General features: G+C 71.3%; 15 protein-coding genes and 1 rRNA gene. 8 read left to right on the forward strand and 8 right to left on the reverse strand.

From position 1 onward, the window contains the following. The 6 genes from ABZ937_RS11915 to ABZ937_RS11940 form a co-directional block, all read right to left on the reverse strand. On the reverse strand, positions 1 to 729 hold the full coding sequence (locus ABZ937_RS11915) for a hypothetical protein (RefSeq protein ID WP_361689392.1): 729 nt from the start codon (positions 727 to 729) through the stop codon (positions 1 to 3). 16 nt (positions 730 to 745) lie between these two features. Beyond that, positions 746 to 1450: a phosphatase PAP2 family protein gene (locus tag ABZ937_RS11920; RefSeq protein WP_361689395.1), complete on the reverse strand. Its 705-nt coding sequence runs from the start codon at positions 1448 to 1450 to the stop codon at positions 746 to 748. Positions 1451 to 1680: 230 nt separating this feature from the next. Next, the gene (locus tag ABZ937_RS11925) at positions 1681 to 2682 is read right to left on the reverse strand and encodes a bifunctional lytic transglycosylase/C40 family peptidase (RefSeq protein ID WP_361689398.1); all 1002 of its coding nucleotides are present in this window, start codon (positions 2680 to 2682) and stop codon (positions 1681 to 1683) included. A gap of 91 nt (positions 2683 to 2773) precedes the next feature. Beyond that, complete coding sequence (locus ABZ937_RS11930; protein WP_361689401.1) at positions 2774 to 3541, reverse strand: trypsin-like peptidase domain-containing protein; 768 nt, start codon at positions 3539 to 3541, stop codon at positions 2774 to 2776. A gap of 126 nt (positions 3542 to 3667) precedes the next feature. After that, on the reverse strand, positions 3668 to 4432 hold the full coding sequence (locus tag ABZ937_RS11935; RefSeq protein ID WP_361689404.1) for an SDR family oxidoreductase: 765 nt from the start codon (positions 4430 to 4432) through the stop codon (positions 3668 to 3670). Positions 4433 to 4479: 47 nt separating this feature from the next. Further along, positions 4480 to 5406, reverse strand: a complete 927-nt coding sequence (locus ABZ937_RS11940; RefSeq protein WP_361689407.1) for an oxidoreductase — start codon at positions 5404 to 5406, stop codon at positions 4480 to 4482. 89 nt (positions 5407 to 5495) lie between these two features. On the opposite strand from ABZ937_RS11940, the gene ABZ937_RS11945 reads away from it, so the two are divergent. From ABZ937_RS11945 to ABZ937_RS11980, 8 genes are all read left to right on the forward strand, one after another. After that, complete coding sequence (locus tag ABZ937_RS11945) at positions 5496 to 6101, forward strand: TetR/AcrR family transcriptional regulator (protein ID WP_361689410.1); 606 nt, start codon at positions 5496 to 5498, stop codon at positions 6099 to 6101. Between the two features lie 254 nt (positions 6102 to 6355). Further along, a complete protein-coding gene (locus ABZ937_RS11950; RefSeq protein ID WP_361689412.1) occupies positions 6356 to 7687 on the forward strand; it encodes a S53 family peptidase in 1332 nt (443 codons plus the stop codon). A 419-nt stretch (positions 7688 to 8106) separates the two neighbouring features. Beyond that, on the forward strand, positions 8107 to 8415 hold the full coding sequence (locus ABZ937_RS11955) for a hypothetical protein (RefSeq protein WP_014673544.1): 309 nt from the start codon (positions 8107 to 8109) through the stop codon (positions 8413 to 8415). 144 nt (positions 8416 to 8559) lie between these two features. Beyond that, positions 8560 to 9390 (forward strand): hypothetical protein, encoded by an 831-nt coding sequence (locus ABZ937_RS11960; RefSeq protein WP_361689415.1) that lies wholly within the window; start codon positions 8560 to 8562, stop codon positions 9388 to 9390. Then, the gene (locus tag ABZ937_RS11965) at positions 9380 to 10708 is read left to right on the forward strand and encodes a hypothetical protein (RefSeq protein ID WP_361689418.1); all 1329 of its coding nucleotides are present in this window, start codon (positions 9380 to 9382) and stop codon (positions 10706 to 10708) included. Before ABZ937_RS11960 ends, ABZ937_RS11965 begins: the two co-directional genes overlap by 11 nt. Continuing rightward, positions 10705 to 12261: an SCO6880 family protein gene (locus ABZ937_RS11970; RefSeq protein ID WP_361689421.1), complete on the forward strand. Its 1557-nt coding sequence runs from the start codon at positions 10705 to 10707 to the stop codon at positions 12259 to 12261. Before ABZ937_RS11965 ends, ABZ937_RS11970 begins: the two co-directional genes overlap by 4 nt. 14 nt (positions 12262 to 12275) lie before the next feature. Continuing rightward, positions 12276 to 13688 (forward strand): ATP-binding protein, encoded by a 1413-nt coding sequence (locus ABZ937_RS11975; RefSeq protein WP_361689424.1) that lies wholly within the window; start codon positions 12276 to 12278, stop codon positions 13686 to 13688. Positions 13689 to 13718: 30 nt separating this feature from the next. Further along, positions 13719 to 15446: a type IV secretory system conjugative DNA transfer family protein gene (locus ABZ937_RS11980; protein ID WP_361689427.1), complete on the forward strand. Its 1728-nt coding sequence runs from the start codon at positions 13719 to 13721 to the stop codon at positions 15444 to 15446. On the opposite strand, the gene ABZ937_RS11985 is transcribed toward ABZ937_RS11980, so the two are convergent. Together ABZ937_RS11985 and rrf are read right to left on the reverse strand one after the other, a co-directional pair. Continuing rightward, entirely contained in the window at positions 15443 to 16009 is a 567-nt protein-coding gene (locus tag ABZ937_RS11985; protein WP_361689430.1) for a GNAT family N-acetyltransferase, read from the reverse strand. The genes ABZ937_RS11980 and ABZ937_RS11985 overlap by 4 nt on opposite strands. A 183-nt stretch (positions 16010 to 16192) precedes the next feature. Then, positions 16193 to 16297, reverse strand: a 5S ribosomal RNA gene (gene rrf / locus ABZ937_RS11990); the annotation flags it as partial.

Raw genomic sequence — 16297 nt, forward strand, 5'->3', positions numbered from 1 at the left:
TCAGCAGTGGCAGAGCACGTCGACCACGACGGTCTCCGGGTCGAGGTGCTCCAGCTGGTCGTCGGCCCACTCCCAGTAGCCGTCGCTGCCGGCGTCCCGCCAGCGGCCGTCCGGCGTGAGCAGGGCGTACCCGGGGACGGCGGTGCGCAGCGCGCTCTCCCGGACCGCCGCGTGGTCCCGGGCGAAGTGGGCGACCGGGTCGCTGGTGAGGAACGACATGCCGAAGTGCGGGTCGCCCGCGAGGGCCCGCTGGGCCACCTCCTGCACCAGGGGCTGCAGGAGGTGCTCCTCCTTCGCCCGGTCCAGCGGATAGCCGTCCGGGTCGGCCTCGTGCCGGGCGACGAACTCGGCGAGCGGGCGGGCCGGCGGGTGCACCGCGACCAGGTTGTCCCAGGCGGCCCGCTGCGCGTCGTACTCCCGTACCGCCCGCTGTCGCATGGCGGCGAAGTCGAGCAGGCCGCGGGGGCCGCCGTAGCACTCCAGGGGGCCGAGCGGATCGAGGCCGGCGTCCGTGGCGGCGGTGATGAGCCGGCGGTCGCCGTCGTGCTCGGGCCGGACGAGGTACGGGGTCTCGGGGTGGACGTGGATGAACCAGGCGTCCCACTCACCCACGGGGTTCCAGTCGTCCGTGGCGTTCATGTCGTACGGCGCCATGGCCACGGCTATGGCGTCCGGCACCCGGCGGGGCGGGGTGGGCGGCAGGCACACCGTGGCGAAGAACTTGGTCATGCGCGGGAGCGTAGAGCTACGCCGCCAGGTCGCGCTCCTCGGTTTCCAGGGACGTCCGGGCGCCGGGCAGCAGGGCGTCCCGGCCACCGCCCGCCGCCGGCCTGCGCCGCACGAGCCGGCCGGCCCGGGGCGAGCGCTCCACGGCCCGCACCAGCGGGGTGAGCAGGGCCATGGCCAGCGGGGACAGCAGCAGGACGACCGCCGTACCCAGCGCGAAGCCGCCGACGACGTCCGTCGGGTAGTGCACGCCCATGTACACCCGGCAGAAGCCCTCCAGCAGGGCCAGCCCGATACCCGCGAGGCCGAAGCGGCGGTTGGCGACGAAGAGGCCCACGCCGAGCGCCATGGTGATCGTCGCGTGGTCGCTGACGAAGGAGAAGTCGCTCTTGCCGGCGACGAGGACGTCCAGGCCCTGGTGGTCGACGAAGGGGCGGGGGCGCTCCACGAAACCGCGGATCGGGACGTTCACCAGCACCGCGAGGCCGGCCGCGAGCGGCGCCCACACCAGCGCGGCGACCGACGGCGCCGCGTCCTCGCCGCCCTTGCGGCGCACGGACCACCAGCACCACAGGATCAGCAGCACCATGGCGAGCAGCAGGCCGTACTCACCGACGAACTCCATCACCCGGTCGAACCAGCCGGGGGCGTCCTTGGCCAGGCCATTGATGTCGTAGAGCAGTTCGACGTCGGGGTTCGATCCGGATTCGGCGAGTACAGCCATGGTGCTGCGGCCCCTTCGTCGTTCGTCCGGACGCACCGGGTGTGCGTCGCTCCTGCCCCCCGTGGTTCGTAGATCCGCTTCCGCTGCACTGCCGTGGTGACGTCCGCTCGGCTACGTCAACAGGAACGCACGGCCACCATCAATACGTTCCACTCTCCACTGAATGATCACTCAGACGTTATCGAAGAGAGACTCGTCGCCGCAGCTCAGGGCGGGGCTTCACGGTCGGTTCACACGGCCGTGGGGAGCGCTTTTGCGCCATCTTCGGTGACGCGGGTCGCGCCGAAGTAGTCGGGGGTGTCGATCGGGTCGAACCGGATGACGGCCCCGGTGCGCGGTGCGTCGATCATGTACCCGCCGCCCACGTAGATCCCCACGTGCCGGATGGCCCGCGAGTCGGTGAGGTCGTCGGAGAAGAACACCAGGTCGCCGGGGAGCAGTTGGTCCCGCGCGGGGTGCGGCCCGGCGTTGTACTGGTCGTTGGCGACCCGCGGCAGGCTGATCCCGACCTTCTCGTACGCGGCCTTGGTCAGGCCCGAGCAGTCGAAGCGTCCGCCCTGGTCGGCGGTGCCGTCGCCGCCCCACAGATAGGGCGTGCCGAGCCGGCTCTGCGCGAAGGCGATGGCGCCGGCGGCCTGCCGGGTGGGGTCGATCCGGCTGACCGGCGCGGCGAAGCTCTTCTCCAGGCTGCGGATCCGCTTGACGTAGTTCTGCGTCTCGCTGATGGCCGGCACCCCGCCGGACCTGATGACGCGGTAGGCACCGGCGTTGTAGGCGGCGAGCATGTTGTCGGAGACGTCCCCCGGCACGTCCTTCACGTACTTCGCCAGCTCGCAGTCGTAGGAGGCGGCCGACGGAATCGCGTCACTGGGGTCCCAGATGTCCCGCTTCCCGTCCCGGTTGCCGTCGATGCCGTGCGTCGCCCACGTACTGGGGATGAACTGCGCGATGCCCCGCGCGTCGGCCGGACTGACGACGGTCGGGTTCCACCCGCTCTCCTGGTACAGCTGGGCGGCGAGCAGGGCGGGGCTGAGCGCCGGGCACAGGTTCCCCCACTCCTGCACGAGCGACTTGTAGGCGGCCGGCACGGCCCCCTTGGCCAGCCCCCGGCTCCCCGAGGTCACCCCGTTGACCAGGTTCCCGGCCACGATGTACACGCCGACGACGAGCAGCATGACGAACCCCGTGCCGAGCGCGACGCCCGCACCACCGATCACCCATACCTTCCGCACGGTCCAACTTTCCCCCATGCGGGCGCCGTTCAAGGCCATTTGGGCGCGAAGTGGCGCCATTTCACAGGCGGACAGCCGGAGTGACGCCCCCTCAGTCCGCTCCCGGCCCGCCCGTCGCCTCCCGGTACAGCTCGGCCGCCCGGCCCCCCAGCACCACGCTGTACGACGTGTCCGCCGTGGTGCCGCCCTGTTCGTGGCCGCCGAGTATGCCGACGATCTGCTGATCGCCGTTGACCCAGGGGCTGCCGCTGGTGCCGCCGGTGAACTCGGGGCAGTCGATGCGCTGTTGCGTACGGCCGTGCGGGGTCGGCTTGTTGGTGCAGGTGATGGGGGTCTCGCGGGAGTCGGGGTAGCCGGTGACGGTCACCGCGGTGGCGCCGGTGGCCACCCCGGTCGCGAACCGGTTGGCGCCGGCCACGTCCTCCAGCCGCTCGCCGTCCCGGTCGGCGACGGCGGCGAAGGCGAGGTCGCTGTCCTCGTCCTGGTCCCTGGCCCACCCGTCGGGCAGGAACCGCCGCGTCACCCGCCACACCCCGTCCGGCGCCCGGCCGTCGCGGTAGCCCGGCACGAACACCAGATCGCTTTCGGCGCCGGCCACGCAGTGCGCGGCGGTGACGATCAGATCGCCGTGCGGACTGTCCACCACGGAAGCGGTGCAGAAGTGGCCCCCGGGCCGGTCCGCGGCGAACAGCGCGCCCACCCGCACGCTCTGCCGGGTCGCGACGGTCTCGGCGGTGACCCCGAGGGGTCCCGGCCCGTCGTCGGCGGCGGCCACGGAGGCCGAGGTCAGCGCGAGCAGCACGACAGCCCCGAGCAACGCGGGCCGCGAGGTGCCCGGGCCGCGTGAGATGCGCTTCATCAGGCCCACTCTGGCCCACGAAGGTGAGAAACGCGCCCCGGCTTCTCTGAGATTTTCCTGTGAACGGTTCTCCTGTGAACCCCGGCCCGGCCGCCACCGCTGCGCAGGGGCCGGGCATTGCGGCGGTCAGAACGTCGTCGTCATCCCGCCGTCCACCGCGATCGTCTGTCCCGTGATGAAGGACGCCGCGTCGCTCGCCAGGAAGACGACGATGCCCGCGATCTCCTCCGGCCGGCCCCAGCGGCCCAGCGCGGTGCGGGTGCGCAGCCAGTGGGTCCACTCCGGGTCGGCGGCGAGTCCGGCGTTGACCTCGGTCGCGAAGGTGCCCGGGGCCACGGAGTTGACGGTCGTACCGCTCGGGCCGAGGTCCGCGGCCAGCGCCCGGGTCAGGCCGTCGAGGCCCGCCTTGGCGGTGGCGTAGCCGACGTCCCCGGTGCGGCCCAGCCGCCCGACCACCGAGGAGACGTTGATGATGCGGCCCGAAGCGCCCCGCTCGGCCAGCCCCAGCGCCACCAGCTGGCTCAGGGCGTAGGCCGAGGCCAGATGGGTGTCGAGCAGCTCGGCCAGCTCCTCGGGCGTCATCTCGGCCACACCCCGCCGGTCACGGTGGCCGACGTTGTTGACGAGGATGTCGACGGCGTCCAGCGCCGCCACCGCCCGCTCGGCCGCCGCCCGGTCGGTGACGTCGAACGCGGCGGCCGTGATGTCGTACCCGCCCTCGTCGCGCAGGCGCGCGGCGGTCTCCTCCAGCGTGTCCGCGTTCCGGCCGTTCACGACGACGTGCGCGCCGGCCGCGGCCAGCCCCCGCGCCATCTCCAGGCCGAGCCCCCGCACCGAGCCGGTGACCAGGGCGGTGCGGCCGGTCAGGCGGAAGTCCGCGGGGCCGGTCATGCGTCGCTCCTCCCTGGGCGCCGCCGGGGGCGGGTCCCCCGGTCCCGTCACCGTACCCGCGCCGTGAGCCCCCATTCCACGCCCGTCAGCTCCTCGGACAGCGTCCACAGCCGCCGGGCCGCCGCCGGGTCGCTCGCCGCCGCGCTGCGGCCGACCAGGGTCGGGGCGCCGCGCATCTCGGCCGGGCCGTCGGGGCCGACGTAGGCGGCGCCGGGCAGGTCCTGGGTCGCCGCGTAGAGGGTGGGCAGGGCGCCGGCCCTGTCGTCCTGGGCGAGGAACCTGTTGCCGACCGCCATGACGGCCCGGGCCAGGGGGTTGGCGTGGTGGCTCTGGAGGTTGGTGGCCGCCCAGCCGGGGTGGGCCGCGAGGGCCCGTACGGCGGACCCGGCCTCGGCCAGGCGCCGCTGGAGTTCCAGGGTGAACAGGAGGTTGGCCAGCTTGGACTGGGCGTAGGCGCGCGTGGGGCTGTAGTTCCCGCGCAGGTTCACGTCCTCGAAGTGGATCACCTTGTCGCCCATGCGGTGCGCGCCGGACGACACGGTCACCACCCGGTCGGTCACATACGGCAGCAGCAGGTTGGTCAGCGCGAAGTGCCCGAGGTGGTTGGTGCCGAACTGCGTCTCGAAGCCCTGCCGGGTGCGCTGCTCCGGCAGCATCATCACGCCCGCGTTGTTGATCAGCAGGTCCAGCGGGCGGTCCCAGCCGGCGGCGAACTCGCGCACCGAGTCGAGGTCCGCCAGGTCCAGCCGGCGCACCTCGGTGCTGCCGCCCACCCCGGCCGCGGCGGCGCCGCCCCGGGCGAGGTCCCGTACGGCGAACACCACGTGCGCCCCGGCCCCGGCGAGGGCCCGGGCGGCGGCGAGTCCGATGCCGCTGTTGGCACCGGTGACCACGGCCGCACGGCCGGTCAGGTCGGGAAGGTGGGTCGCGTTCCACTTGCCGCGCTTGCCGCGCGCTGCGGTCGTATCAGCCATGCCCTCAATGTAGGCAGCGCCAACAATGCTGTCAATGACAACAATGGTGACAGAGCCAACAAAGCTGACAGCGACAACATGGCGTTACGATGATGCGCATGCCCGCGAGCCGCCCCTACCACCACGGAGACCTGCGCGCCGCCCTGCTCCAGAGCGCCGAGCGCACGCTGCGCGAGAAGGGGACCGGCGCGCTCTCGCTGCGCGAGCTGGCCCGGGACATCGGCGTGAGCCACGCCGCCCCCGGCCGCCACTTCAAGGACAAGCAGGCCCTGCTGGACGCCCTGGCGCACGACGGGTACGAGCGCATGAACCGGACCCTGGCCGGCGCCGTCGACCGCCCCGACCGGCCCTTCGAGGAGCGGATGACGGCGCTCGCGCGCGCCTACCTCGGCTTCGCTGTCGAGAACCCCGAGCTGCTGGAGCTGATGTTCGCGCGCAAGCACCACCCCGACAGCTCCGCCCAGCTCGCGGCGGCCGTCGAGCAGTCCCTCGCCCTCTTCACCCGGCTGATCGCGGACGGCCAGGAACGCGGCGAGATCGTCCAGGGCGACCCCGAGCGCATCACCACCGCCGCCGCCGCGAGCATGCACGGCCTGGCCGCCCTCATCGCCGGCTGCGCGCTCGACGCGGAGGAGACCCTGGCGGGCCTGGACGCGCACGTCCACCTGCTGCTGCACGGCCTGCGCCCGCGCTAGCCGCCTCGGGCACGGAGGCTGTGGACCCCCTGTGCCCCCGGTCAAGCACCGCCCAGCGCAGAGCCATCCCGCCACCATCGGGCGGTAAGCCCCGAACCCGCTTCGGTAACGCCGAAGTCAGAATTCCGAAAGCCTCTTGTTGTCGCGTACTCAACAAGCGATGGTCGTCGCGGGCCGCCGCCCCCACCGGTCACCACCGGTGGTTCCCCCACACCCGCGGGCCTGACGTCCCACCCCATCCAGGAGGCTCCACCTTGCGTACCCCTCCGTCCAACTCCCCCCACACATCCGGCAGACGGCGCCGGATCGGCGCGGCAGCCGCGACCACCGCCGCGCTCCTGTTCGCCGGCCTGGGCACCGCGACCCACGCGGACGCCGCCACCCCCGCCCAGGCCACCAAGTCCGCCTCGGCCAAGGTGACCTGGACCGCCACCCCGTGTGCCACCCCCAAGCACAAGGGCGAACTCGCCTGCCACTCCTTCCGCGTCACCGGCGGCGTCACCGCCTTCGAGAAGGCCCGCGCCCAGCGGACCGGCGAGAGCGCCCGCGTCACGCCCAAGGCCGCCGCCGCCGACCCCACCGGCTACGGCCCCTCCGACCTCCAGGACGCCTACGGCCTCACCTCCGCCGCCGCGGGCGGCTCCGGCGAGACCATCGCCATCGTCGACGCCTACGACGACCCCAACGCCGCGGCCGACCTGGCCAAGTACCGCAGTCACTATGGGCTGCCCTCCTGCACCACCGCGAACGGCTGCTTCAAGAAGGTCGGCCAGACCGGCTCCACGACCTCCCTCCCCACCGCCGACAGCGGCTGGGCCGAGGAGGAGTCCCTCGACCTGGACATGGCCTCCGCCGTCTGCCCGAACTGCAACATCCTGCTCGTCGAGGCCAAGTCCGCGAGCACGGCCAACCTGGGCACCGCGGTGAACGAGGCCGTCAAACTCGGCGCGAAGTACGTCTCCAACAGCTACGGCGGCTCGGAGTCGTCCTCCGACTCGACGTACGACTCCTCGTACTTCAACCACCCCGGCGTCGCCATCACCGTCTCCGCCGGCGACGAGGGCTACGGCGCCGAGTACCCGGCCGCCTCCAAGTACGTGACGGCGGTGGGCGGCACCGCCCTGAAGACCTCCTCCACCACCCGGGGCTGGACCGAAACGGTCTGGAACACGTCCAGCACCGAGGGCACCGGCTCCGGCTGCTCCTCCTACGACGCCAAGCCGTCCTGGCAGACCGACACCGGCTGCGCCAGGCGCACCGTCGCGGACGTGTCCGCGGTGGCCGACCCGGCGACCGGCGTCTCCGTCTACGACTCCTACGGCGTCACCGCCGGCTGGTACACCTTCGGCGGCACCAGCGCCTCCGCCCCGATCATCGCCGGCGTCTACGCCCTGGCCGGCACCCCGTCAAGCGGCAGCTATCCGGCCGAGTTCCCGTACCGGGCCGCCGGCACCTCCGCCCTGAACGACGTCATCAGCGGCAGCAACGGCAGCTGCTCCACCGGCTACCTGTGCACGGCCGCCTCGGGCTACGACGGCCCGACCGGCTGGGGCACCCCCGAGGGCACGGACGCCTTCACCGGCTGAGCACCACCCGAACCACCCCGTCGGGTCACGGGGAGCCGCCGGCGGAGGGGGGCGTGGGGTCCCCTCGGCGGCAGGAAAACGGAAGACGGGCCACGGCACCCAGCCGCGGCCCGTTTTCCCGTGCCCGCCGCCGCCCGTGAGAACATCGACGCGACGCCTCACCCGACCGGCCGTCAGAAACCGCGCCAGGTCGTAAAGGAGGTCAACGACAGAACCACACGACAGGTTCCGCTCCGACCTCGTTGCCCGCGGTGACCTGCCGTGATACACAGAGTGACCGTACGTGCCATTCGTACGAAACCCGCCAGTCAATGACGTCAAGTCGACATACGTTGGCGGCGTTGTCGGCGACAATGAGGCCTGACCTCTGCACACCGCAGGGGCGCTCGCGGAACTACCCACCAGGGGCGGTGACTTACATGCTCTTTGCGGCCGACAAGGGAGACATCAACACCATCATCGGCGGGATCGCTCCGGACTGGGGCCCCTTCGGCAGCCTGGGCAACGAGGCCAAGGTGATGATCGAGGTGGTCATGGCCGTGGCCATCCTCCTCTGTCTCGGCATCGCGGTATGGGGCGCGGCGAAGCAGCGCATCGGCGCCACGGCCCTCCGGGACACCTTCAGCGCCGAACAGGGCAAGGGCCTGATCATCGCCGGCCTCACCGGAGTCTTCATCATCGGCTCCCTCGGCACCCTGTTCACCATCGTGTACGGCATGGCGGTGTAGCCGGCTCCCCCCTCCACCCCACCCACCCGTCATGCCCACCGGCTGAGGTTGCGTTTCCCTGATGTCGAGTCACCACACCGCGCCCGCGCGGGAACCAGCACGGCTACCGTCGTATGTCTACGAGGGTGAGGGAGCGCAGACGGCATGAGTCCCGGAGACGACCAGGCCTACACCGACTACCCCGAGACGGGCCACACCCGAACCCGCCTCCCCGAAACCGACCCCTACGGCGGCGCCCCCCGCCGCCCCCACCGCTCCTCCTCCAGAAGCCTGGTCACGGTGGTCGGCGTGGTAGTCCTCCTGATCGCAGCGATCGCTTTTGCCAATCGGGGTGACAGTTCCTCCGGCGACAACGCGACGCCAAAGGACGACCAGCCCCGGGCCGCCTCGACCGCGGCCAGCGGAACCAAGCCGATCGAGACGAAGACCGGCAACATCCCGACGGGGTTCGCACACACGGAGCAGGGGGCACAGAGCGCGGCGGCGAATTACGCGGTCGCCCTGGGATCGGCTGAGATGTTCAACACCGCGTGGCGGCACCAGATCGTGAGCACGGTCTATACCCCCGACGTAGCAACTGCCAAGCAGTCCGCCATGGACAACGCCTACTCCAACGAGAAGTTCCTCGCCAACATCGGCTTGGCCAAGGACGGCACCGCTCCGAAGGGCCAGACGTTCGTCTCCCGCGTTATTCCGGTCGGCACCAAAGTCACCTCCTCCGGATCGGACAGCACAACCGTCGAGGTCTGGTACACCTCACTGTTCGGCCTCTCCGGTGAAGCCTCCAAGAATCCGGTGACAGAGAGCTGGTACACCACGACGTACAGGCTGACGTGGGTGGATGGCGACTGGAAGGTCACCGACTTCCAGCAGAAGGACGGTCCGGTTCCCGTAGGCCGTGACCAGACGGCCTCCACCGCGGCCGACATGACGAAGGCCGTCGAGGAGTACGGAGGGTTCACGTATGCGCGCTAACCACCGCGTCCTCAGGATCGCGACGGTCCTCGGAACTGTGCAGACGGCCATGCTGCTACTCACGGCCCGTGCCTTCGCTGCGCCCACCCCGTCGCCCACACCCAGCCCGACGACGAGCAGCGATCCCTGTGCCCTGATCCGTGATGCCGCCAAGGAGTTCTGCGAGAAGGACAACGGCTCCAAGGGGTCATCGGGCTCCACCAACACCCCCCTCACCGACACCCTCGACCCCCTCTCCTCCCTCGCCAAGGGATGTGCCGACGCCGCCTCCTGGACCATCGGGAAGCTCAGCAAGGCCGTGAAAGAGACCGCCAGCGTCGACTTCACCAATCAGGCCTTTCTGAAGCAGTACGCCATCGTCTTCGCCGCCTCCACCATCCTGACCCTCCTCCTGTGGCTGCTGGCCGTGGCCAAGAGGGCCGTACGAGGCGTGCCGCTGACCACCGCCATCTCCGAAGCCGTCGGCTTCCTCTGGCTCACCGTGCTGGCCTCCGCCTTCACCCCTCTGATCCTGTACACCGTCGTCTCGGCGACGGACGGCGTCACGGACGTCCTCGCGAAGGCCACCGGCGACCAGGCCGACACGTTCTTCGGCACCTTCTCCGGCGCCCTGGGCAAGGGCACCGACATCGGCGGCGGCCCGATCATGCTGATCGTCGTCTCCCTGGTCAGCATCCTCGCCGCCGGCGTCCTCTGGCTGGAGCTGGTCATCCGCGCCGCCCTGCTCTACGTCGGCGCCCTCCTCGGCACCGTCGTCTACGCGGGCCTCGTCGACAAGAACCTGTGGGGACACGTCCGCCGCTGGGCGGGGATCATGATCGCCGTCATCCTGGTCAAACCCGTCATCGTCATCGTGCTCGGCCTCGCCGGCGCGCTCTCCGGCGGCAACGGCCCCGACGCCTTCTCCGCCGTCGTCTCCGGCCTCGCCATCATCCTGCTCGCCATCTTCGCCAGCGCGATGATCTACCGCTTCGTCCCCGGCTTCGGCGACGAGATCGCCGGCTCCCGCAACAACCGCATCATGCAGGGCGCCGAGAGCAAGGCCGCCGCCGTCATCAGCTCACCCGCCACCCTCGTCGCCCAGGGCATCAAGACCCACAGCACCCGCGCCGACAACAACGGCGGCCAGTCCGGCAGCACCCCCCGCCCGGCCAACCCCGCCACCGGCGGCGTCGCCGCCCACAGCAGCCGTACCCCCACCGGGGGCTCCGGCGGAGCCGTCCCCTCCGCCACGCCCGCGCCCCGCGCGTCCAGCCCGGTCAACACCCCGCACGCCAGCAACGCCCGCAACAACCGCTCGGGAGGTGAAGGGCGTTGACGACCGAGTCCCACCTGTCCCATCCGGTCACGCCCCGCCGTACGTATCTCATCGGCCGCGCCCGGCCGAACGCGATCGTCGGCCGGAACCGTGAGTCCGGCGAGATCGCGCTGATCATCGTCGGCGCGTTCCTCGGCATGATGTGCGGCCTGCTCGTCCCGGTCCTGTCCCTGCGGATCGTGCTGCTGACGGGCTTCCCGCTGCTCGCGCTCGCCGCGGTCTACGTGCCGTACAAGCGCCGCACCTTCTACAAGTGGTTCGAGATCAACCGCTCGTACAAGCGGACCCTCAAGCGCGGGGCCGTCTACCGGTCCGCCACCATGGAGGCCGGCACCCGGCTCGACGGCCGCGAGGTCGAGATCGGGCCCCCGCCCGGCATCGGCCGCATCACCTGGCTCGCCGCACCCTTCGGACCCGACGAGATCGCCGTACTCCTGCACGCCGACCGCAAGACCGTCACCGCCGCCATCGAGATCGAGGGCCCCGGCGTCGGACTGCGCGACTCCGAGGACCAGGAGGCCCTGGTCGACCGCTTCGGCACCCTGCTCAAGCACGTCGCCAACGGCGACGGCTTCGTCACCCGGCTGCAGATGCTCGCCCGCACCCTCCCCGCCGACCCGGACGCGCACGCCAAGGACGTCGTCCTGCGCGGCGACGACCGCTCCCCGGGCTGGCTCCAGCAGTCCTACGACCAGCTGCAGTCCATGGTGTCCACCAGCAGCGAGCAGCACCGCGCCTACCTCGTCGCCTGCATGCACTACAACCGCGAACTGGCCGCCGAGGCACACGCCATGGCCCGCGCCGTCCGCGCCCACGGCGGCAAGGTCGACCGGGACTCCGGGCTCGCCGTCGTCATGGCCCGCGAGCTGACCGACATCTGCTCGCGGCTCCAGGAGGCCGACATCCGCGTCCGGCAGCCGCTCGGCCAGGGTCGGCTGGCGTCCCTCATCCACTCCATGTACGACCCCGACCACCCCATCGACCACATCCAGGCGATGACCAAGCGCAACGCCTGGCCGGCCGAGCTGGACGCCATGGAGCCCACCTACCTCCAGGCCAAGACCCGCGAGTCCGGCACCCGCGCCCCCTGGTGCCACGCCACCGCCTGGGTGAAGGAGTGGCCGATGACCCCCGTGGGGGTGAACTTCCTGGCGCCCCTCCTCGTCCACACCCCGGACGTCATCCGCACGGTCGCCGTGACCATGGACCTCGAACCCACCGAGATCGCCATCGAACGCATGCTGACCGAGAAGACCAACGACGAGGCCGAGGCGTCCCGCGCCGCCAAGATGAACCGGACCGTCGACCCGCGCGACATCGCCGCGCACAACCGTCTCGACCAGCGCGGCGAAGACCTCGCCAGCGGCGCGGCGGGCGTCAACCTCGTCGGCTACATCACCGTCTCCTCCCGCTCCCCGGAGTCCCTCGCCCGCGACAAGCGCACGATAAGGGCCTCCGCCGGCAAGTCGTACCTCAAGCTGGAGTGGTGCGACCGAGAGCACCACCGCGCCTTCGTGAACACACTTCCCTTCGCCACCGGCATCCGAAGGTAGGGGCTGATTCACCGATGCGGGACCCGCTGTCCGTCCTCACCGACGCCTTCACGTCCTTTCTCTTCGGCAAGGTCGAGACGACCCGCCTGCCGGTCCGCACGTCCACGGGCCAGGCCCAGGCGGTCTACCTGCCGACCGCCGCGCCCGGCCTCGGCGACTCCGGCGTCATCATCGGCCGCGAGGTGTACTCCGGGAAGGGCTACATCTACGACCCCTTCCAGCTGTACGGCCAGCAGCTGCCGGCCCCGCACTGGCTGGTCCTGGGCGAGTCCGGCAACGGCAAGTCGGCGCTGGAGAAGACGTACGTCCTGCGCCAGCTGCGGTTCAGGGACCGCCAGGTCGTCGTCCTGGACGCGCAGGGCGAGGACGGGGTGGGCGAGTGGAACCTGATCGCGCAGGAGCTGGGGATAACACCCATCCGGCTGGACCCGACGGCCGCCCTGGACCACGGCATCCGCCTGAACCCCCTGGACCCCGCGATCACGACGACGGGCCAGCTCGCGCTGCTCCGCACGATCATCGAGGTCGCGATGGGTCACGGCCTGGACGAACGTTCCGGCTTCGCCCTCAAGGTCGCCCACTCCTACGTCAACGAGACGATCGTCGACCGCCAGCCGGTCCTGACCGACATCGTGGAGCAGCTACGGCACCCCGAGCCGGAGTCGGCGGAGGCGATGAACGTCGCCATAGACGACGTACGGGCCTGGGGCCTGGACGTCGCCCTCGTCCTGGACCGCCTGGTCGACGGTGACCTCCGCGGCATGTTCGACGGCCCGACCACGGTCGGCATCGACCTCGACGCCCCTCTCATCGTCTTCGACCTGTCCCACATCGACCGCAACTCCATCGCCATGCCGATCCTCATGGCGATCGTCGGCGTGTGGCTGGAGCACACCTGGATCCGCCCCGACCGGAAGAAGCGCATCTTCCTGGTCGAGGAGGCCTGGCACATCATCAACAGTCCGTTCGTGGCCCAGCTGTTCCAGCGCCTGCTGAAGTTCGGCCGCCGGCTCGGTCTCTCCTTCGTGGCGGTCGTCCACCACCTGTCGGACGTCGTCGACGGCGCGGCGGCAAAGGAAGCCGCGGCCATCCTGAAGATGGCGTCGACGAGGACGATCTACGCCCAGAAAGCCGACGAGGCGCGGGCGACCGGCCGCGTCCTGGGCCTCCCCCGCTGGGCGGTGGAGATCATCCCCACCCTCACCCCCGGCATCGCCGTCTGGGACGTCAACGGCAACGTCCAGGTCGTCAAACACCTGGTCACCGAGACGGAACGGCCCCTGGTCTTCACCGACCGCGCGATGACCGAGTCCTCCAGCGACCTCACGGCGGACGACCCCCTGCACGCGGCCGAACTGGAGGCCGAGCGCCGGGCCGCCGCCTTCGTGGAGCAGCACCTGGGCGACTCCGAGTCGACGGTGGCGTAAGGGGACGCGGGGCAGAACGGGGAGGACAAGGTGACACCGGACGACCGCCGCGACAACCGCCGGGAGGGCCAGGGCGGCATCCCCGACGGCCTGCTCATCGGCATGCTCGCGTTCCTCCTCGGCATGACCGTGCTGGTGTGGACGGCCACGGGCCTGGCGGCCTGGTTCGCCCAGGGCGCCTGGCCCCACGGCGTCACCTTCACGCGCACCCCCCTGGCCATGCGCCACCTCATCGCCCGACCACACGACATCACCGGCGCCTGGCCGAACACCCCACCGACCCAACTCTCCGGCTGGGGCCTGTTCTGGGGCCTGTTCATCGGCCAACTGATGATCCTCCTCGTCCTGACGCTCTTCGTGCTGGGCACGGTGGCCCGCTGGCGAGCAACCAAGGCCAGAAGGGCAGAGACGAGAGCAACGGGGCCGACGGCCACCGGGCCGACGGTCGCTGGGGCAACGGCGGGCGGGGCTGCGGGCGGCCGGCCTGCGGCGGGCGACCCTGTGACCGGTGGGCTTGCGGGTGGCGGGCCTGCGATGGGCGGGCCGGCAACGGTCGGGCCTGCGACCGGCACCTATGCGGGCGGCGGGACCGCGGTGGGCGGGCCAGTGGCTGGCGGCCCGGCAGTCATCGGGCCCATGGCCAAGAGCCCTGCACCCGAAACCGCGGCACCCGCACCCACAGCCGGAGCCGCTGCCACAGCCGGAACGCCCACAGCCGGCGGCGCCCCCGCCTCCGTCGCCGCCTCCACCCCCCACCCCGAGGTCCCCGCGCCTCGCAGTGAGCCTGTGCCGCGGGAATCGGGCGACTTCTCCGGGTGGGAAACACACCGCACCGAAGGCGCGATGCACTACGCACCCCCCGCAACCCGCCAGGTCACCGCAGCCCGGGCCATCCAAGCCGCCCCCGGCCCCACGATCATCGTCACCTCCAACCCCACCCTCTGGTCGGAGACAAAGGACGCCAGGGCCAAACTCGGCCCCACCCTCCTCTACGACCCCACCCACCTCTGCGACACCCCGGCCCGCCTCCACTGGTCCCCCACCACCGGCTGCGAGGACAGACAAACGGCCCTGCACCGGGCGACAGCCCTGCTCGCCCCCGTACGCCCCACCGCCAGGATCGACCAGGCCTTGGCGGACACCGCGACCACCCTCCTGCGGAGCTACCTGCACGCCGCCGCCCTGGAGAACCGCACCGTCCGGCACGTCCACCGCTGGTCCCAGGGCACCCAGGTGCAGGACGCCGTCCGTACCCTCCGTACCCACCCCAAGGCCGCCCCCGGCGCCGCGGGCGAGCTGGAAGCCGCCCTCACCGCGCACCCCGAACGCCGCGACATGGCGCACGAGCTGACCAGCCGCGCCCTGGCCGCGCTCTCCACGGTCAACATCCGCGAGGCCTGCACCCCAAACCGAACTGATGCGCTCGCCTTGGATTCCTTCGTAGACGAAGGGGGCACGCTTTATGTGGTCGGTGAATCCATCGAGGATCCGAGGAGCGACCCGGGCGCCATGCCGCTCCTGACGGCCCTCGTCTCCAGCGTGGTCGAGCGCGGCCGGCGCATGGCCGAACGGTCATCCTCCGGTCGGCTCGACCCACCACTCACCCTGGTCCTGGACGACATCGCGGCCGTGGCCCCGTTCCCCGAGCTACCGTCCCTGCTCGCCACCGGAGCCGACCAGGGCCTGCCGACGCTCGCCCTCCTCCGCTCCCGCGAACAGGCCCGCTCCCGCTGGCCCCACCAGGAACTCCCGGTCTAGGACTGCCGCTCCAGAACGAACTCCAACTCGTCCTCCGCCTCGTTCTTCGAGAAGGACACCGTCAGCCCGCTCGGCCCGAAGCCGATCTTCCGGTACGCCGCCTGCGCCCGCGTGTTCTCCGCGTGGACGAACAGCCGTACCCGCTCGGCCCCCCGCTCCCACGCCCACGCCACACCGGCTTCGAACAGCGCCTCGACCAGCCCGTTCCCCCGGTGCTCGGGCCGTACGAACACCCCGACCATGTGCCCTTGCCGCCGGTCGACCGGATACCCGGCCCAGTCCTGCGTCCCGGCCTCCTCGACGAGCACGGTGACCGAACCGGCCCACGTCCCGTCGGGCGCCTCGGCGATGAACTGGAGGGCCGTCGTCGATCCCTCGCCCGAGCCGACGGCCCGGTCCTGCCAGAACGCGTCCGGCCGGGCCGCCGCCTCCTCGTAGTTCTCCAGGAAGGCGAGGTGGGCGACCGGATCCCGCAGCGCGTCCAGCCGCAGCCGCTTCACCCGCTCCCAGTCGTCGGGACGTATGGCGCGAACGACGTAGTCGCTCCTGGTCAGAACGGTCATGTGGCCACCGTAGACCAGGCGTTGTCCGTGGCACGCCCTATTTTGGGGCCAGTGCCCGCGCGGCAGACGCACCGGTGATCAAGTCGGTCCTGGCCACGCACCAGCTGGGCCGGCTCGTCGTGGCGAGCGCCCTGAACGCAGAAAACCCCCGCATCTTTCGATGCGGGGGTTTTCTCAATATTTGTTCGGCGGTGTCCTACTCTCCCACAGGGTCCCCCCTGCAGTACCATCGGCGCTGTGAGGCTTAGCTTCCGGGTTCGGTATGTAACCGGGCGTTTCCCTCACGCT

The sequence above is a fragment of the Streptomyces sp. NPDC046727 genome (assembly GCF_040645635.1).
Classification (GTDB): domain Bacteria; phylum Actinomycetota; class Actinomycetes; order Streptomycetales; family Streptomycetaceae; genus Streptomyces.

Bases quoted from the DNA above. Each gene is read 5' to 3' on its own strand.
- ABZ937_RS11915 (WP_361689392.1), bottom strand. From the start codon at position 729: ATGACCAAGTTCTTCGCCACGGTGTGCCTGCCGCCCACCCCGCCCCGC.
- ABZ937_RS11920 (WP_361689395.1), bottom strand. From the start codon at position 1,450: ATGGCTGTACTCGCCGAATCCGGATCGAACCCCGACGTCGAACTGCTC.
- ABZ937_RS11930 (WP_361689401.1), bottom strand. From the start codon at position 3,541: ATGAAGCGCATCTCACGCGGCCCGGGCACCTCGCGGCCCGCGTTGCTC.
- ABZ937_RS11935 (WP_361689404.1), bottom strand. From the start codon at position 4,432: ATGACCGGCCCCGCGGACTTCCGCCTGACCGGCCGCACCGCCCTGGTC.
- ABZ937_RS11940 (WP_361689407.1), bottom strand. From the start codon at position 5,406: ATGGCTGATACGACCGCAGCGCGCGGCAAGCGCGGCAAGTGGAACGCG.
- ABZ937_RS11945 (WP_361689410.1), top strand. From the start codon at position 5,496: ATGATGCGCATGCCCGCGAGCCGCCCCTACCACCACGGAGACCTGCGC.
- ABZ937_RS11955 (WP_014673544.1), top strand. From the start codon at position 8,107: ATGCTCTTTGCGGCCGACAAGGGAGACATCAACACCATCATCGGCGGG.
- ABZ937_RS11960 (WP_361689415.1), top strand. From the start codon at position 8,560: ATGAGTCCCGGAGACGACCAGGCCTACACCGACTACCCCGAGACGGGC.
- ABZ937_RS11965 (WP_361689418.1), top strand. From the start codon at position 9,380: ATGCGCGCTAACCACCGCGTCCTCAGGATCGCGACGGTCCTCGGAACT.
- ABZ937_RS11975 (WP_361689424.1), top strand. From the start codon at position 12,276: ATGCGGGACCCGCTGTCCGTCCTCACCGACGCCTTCACGTCCTTTCTC.
- ABZ937_RS11985 (WP_361689430.1), bottom strand. From the start codon at position 16,009: ATGACCGTTCTGACCAGGAGCGACTACGTCGTTCGCGCCATACGTCCC.